Below are 3,447 nucleotides of genomic sequence, written 5' to 3' on the forward strand. Positions count from 1 at the left end.
GCTTAGTCAATCCTTTAGAGTACTATCTAAGTTATTCGTGACAGCAATACATATGTAGCGCCGTATACGAGATCCGTACGTACGGTGCAATGGGAGGGGCGAAATTTATTTTCCCTCTACCCTATTGCAGTTCAGACAATGGAAAGAAGCAGGGGAAAGGACTCTCTTTCAGGACAGGACTTGCAGCTTCCGGGGCAAACTTCAAACCATGATTGATAAAGAACCTGCCGGGGGAAAATCAGCCTCAGACGCCATTTCTGAGCGAATGAGCGTCAAATCTGCTTGAAATGAAGGAAAACCGGATGGGAATGGGAAAACGGCGAAAATGAGAAAAGAAACGCTTTTCATCGAATTCCGGGGGTTGTAAAGTTGAGTCAATCCCCTATAATGAGAATGAAAGACTGACCTGGTCAGTCAGGAGGCTCTTTGATGAACGAGAAGTTCTATGAATTACCAGCCGCGAAGCAGCAGCGGATCATCAACGCCGGACTGGAAGTCTTCGGGGCGCACGATTATCCGCATGCCTCGACGGATGACATCACAGCCAAAGCTGGAATCTCCAAGGGGCTGCTTTTCTATTATTTTAAAAACAAAAAAGAGTTCTATCTGTTCCTGTTTGACTACTGTTGTGAATTCTTTCATTTACGGGTAGTTACCGACGATTTCATTCAGATTACCGATTTTTTCGAACTGATGGAATATGCCGCCCGAGTCAAATATTCGATTATCCTGCAATATCCTTATTTAATGAATTTTGTGATGAAAGCTTATTATTCCCGTCGGGAGGAAGTCAGCGAGGCGATGAAAGACCGGATTACCGCTACGTTAGCCGAGGTGTATTCCGTTTATTTTAAAAACATTCATTTTTCCCGGTTTAAGGACGATGTCGATCCCCGGCAGCTGCTGCAGATGCTGACGTGGATGGCGGAAGGTTATATCCAGGATAAGCTGAGACAATCCGAAACATTGGAAATTGACGAATTAATGCAGGATTTCCATGATTGGCAAACGATGTTCCGTAAAATCGCCTATAAGGAGGAAATAAATGAAAACCATTCTCAAAGTTAAAAATATGACCAAGAATTACGGTCAGCAGCGCGGCGTGTTCGATCTGAGCTTCAATGTGGAAAGCGGAGAGGTCATGGGTTTTCTCGGCCCGAACGGGGCTGGAAAAACAACGACAATCCGGACACTCATGGGATTTATTCAGCCCGATCATGGACGTGTCAGCATTAAGGGACACGATTGTTTCCGCAATGCCGCCCAGATTCAGAAGGACGTCGGGTATCTGCCTGGAGAGATCGCGTTCATGGACGATATGGACGGAATGGAGTTTATCAAATTCATCGCCGCGATGAAAAAGATGCCAAACATAACAAAAGCCAGGGAACTGCTGGACTATTTCGAGTTGGAACCCAAAGGACGGATCAAGAAAATGTCCAAGGGCATGAAGCAGAAGATCGGCTTAGTCTGCGCGCTGATGAACGAACCGGAAATTCTGATCCTGGATGAGCCGACCAGCGGCCTCGACCCGCTGATGCAGAAAAAATTCGTGGATAAAATCAAAGAAGAAAAACAAAAAGGAACAACGATTCTGATGTCGTCTCACTTGTTCGAAGAAGTGGAACAAACCTGCGACCGCGTCGTTATTATTAAGGAAGGCCGCCAGATCGCAGTGGAAAAGATGAAGGACCTGAATCAAAACCATCAGCGCACGTTGATCTTGAAGTTCCGCTATCCAGCGGAGGCCGCTGATTTTGCCGCGCGGGTAAAGAATGCCGCACTGCATGAGAATCAGGTTACGCTGCAAACCTCCGGCGCTATGGATCCGATTTTAAAACTGGCCGCCCGCTATGAAGTCGTTGATCTGGAAACACGCCGTCAAACGTTGGAGGAATTATTTCTGCACTATTATGGGAAGGAGCATACCGCATGAGTCTGCCGTTACTGCGCCGCGAACTGCGCGCCAACTATAAAATGATTTTGTTATTTCTGGCGGTGATCACGCTGTACAGCACGGTGATTATCGCAATGTATGATCCCAAGCTGGGCGCCAGTCTGGATCTGATGGCGGAAAGCATGCCGGAACTGTTCGCCGCGTTCGGGATGACCAACGCGGGGGCGACGATGCTGGATTTCATTGCCAATTATTTGTATGGCTTCATCCTGATCGCAATCCCAATGCTGTGTCTGGTGTTGATCGCAGTTCGGCTGGTTGCGCGCTATGTTGATCAAGGTTCAATGGCCTATCTGCTGGCAACGCCCAATACTCGCGGCGTAATCGTTATAACCCAGATGTTTTTCATTCTGCTTTGTACGCTTTTGCTGGTCGGATATGCCACGGTGTTAGGACTGGCAGCCAGCAGTCTGTTATTTCCTGGAGAACTGGATGTGGTTAATTATCTGCGGATGAACATCGGATTGCTGGGACTGCATCTGTTCTTAGGTGGATTGTGCTTCTTCTTTTCCTGCGTGTTTTCAGAACAGAAAAAAGCTTACGGCTGTGCTGGCGGCTGCCTGATCGCATTTCTGTTAATTCAGATGCTTTCTCAAACGTCAGATCAGCTCGACAAATTAAAATTCTTAACGCCGCTGACTCTGTTTCAGGCCAAAGAATTGGCTGCTGGAAGCAATGAAGCCTTACTTCTGGCGGGACTCCTGGCCGTTCTGGGGCTTATGTTCTATATAGCCGCCATCGGGATATTCCGTCGGCGTGATTTATCACTGTGATTCAGTCTTCAGGCTGATTCACTTTTTTTATGGAAAATTGAATTGAGGAAGAGGCGGGAAAGATTCTCTATTTTCTGCCCGAGAAAAGAAAAAGGAAAAATCCGAAGCAGGAAATGGAACAGGAAATAAGCGGATAGCTCTACTTCCATGAAAAAAAGAAAAGAAATAAAGGGAGAAGGGGATACAAAGCGAGAAGGGATAAATTATACTGAACAGTCAATAGGAAATGAAATGTCTTACTTTCTTGCACTATGATGCATCGCGTCTATCGTCAATCAGTTTAAGGCGTGAGTGGAAAACGATAAATTCCCAGCTGAATTACCAGGCTCATTTTATTTTATCAGGACAGAGATAAGGATACAGAAGAGATAAAGAATTTTCTTATAGGTAAAAAAGCCTTTTGTTAAGGGAGATAATGAAAGAAACGAAGAAAAAATGAAAAAAATTTAAAAAAACACTTGCCAAAACCTTGCCCTCGGGCTATAATAACTAAGCTGACTCGGTGAGAGTCAAGCGCTTCGATCTTTGAAAACTAAACAGGAAGAAAAGCACAAATACAACGTCAATTCATAAAGCAGCTATTCTAAGGGATAGTGAAGATAAAACAAAGAGCTAACAAACTCTGACAAATGGAGAGTTTGATCCTGGCTCAGGATGAACGCTGGCGGCGTGCCTAATACATGCAAGTCGAACGCTTGCTTGAGGACTTGTCTTCAA

3 protein-coding genes and 1 rRNA gene are annotated in these 3,447 nt (G+C 45.4%); all 4 read left to right on the forward strand.

What is annotated here, in order from left to right; all coding sequences use genetic code 11:
• The first annotated feature begins 429 nt into the window (after positions 1–429).
• Positions 430–1,068 carry a TetR/AcrR family transcriptional regulator gene (locus BQ7364_RS00035; RefSeq protein WP_072682794.1) on the forward strand — a complete coding sequence of 213 codons (639 nt, stop codon included), beginning with the start codon at positions 430–432 and terminating at the stop codon, positions 1,066–1,068.
• Positions 1,046–1,936 (forward strand): ABC transporter ATP-binding protein, encoded by an 891-nt coding sequence (locus BQ7364_RS00040; RefSeq protein ID WP_072682795.1) that lies wholly within the window; start codon positions 1,046–1,048, stop codon positions 1,934–1,936. The genes BQ7364_RS00035 and BQ7364_RS00040 overlap by 23 nt, the downstream gene beginning before the upstream one ends.
• Positions 1,933–2,730, forward strand: a complete 798-nt coding sequence (locus tag BQ7364_RS00045) for an ABC transporter permease subunit (protein ID WP_072682796.1) — start codon at positions 1,933–1,935, stop codon at positions 2,728–2,730. The genes BQ7364_RS00040 and BQ7364_RS00045 overlap by 4 nt, the downstream gene beginning before the upstream one ends.
• Before the next feature lie 626 nt (positions 2,731–3,356).
• A 16S ribosomal RNA gene (locus BQ7364_RS18100) occupies positions 3,357–3,447 on the forward strand; the annotation flags it as partial.

This window comes from Holdemania sp. Marseille-P2844, from assembly GCF_900120005.1.
GTDB lineage: Bacteria > Bacillota_I > Bacilli_A > Erysipelotrichales > Erysipelotrichaceae > Holdemania.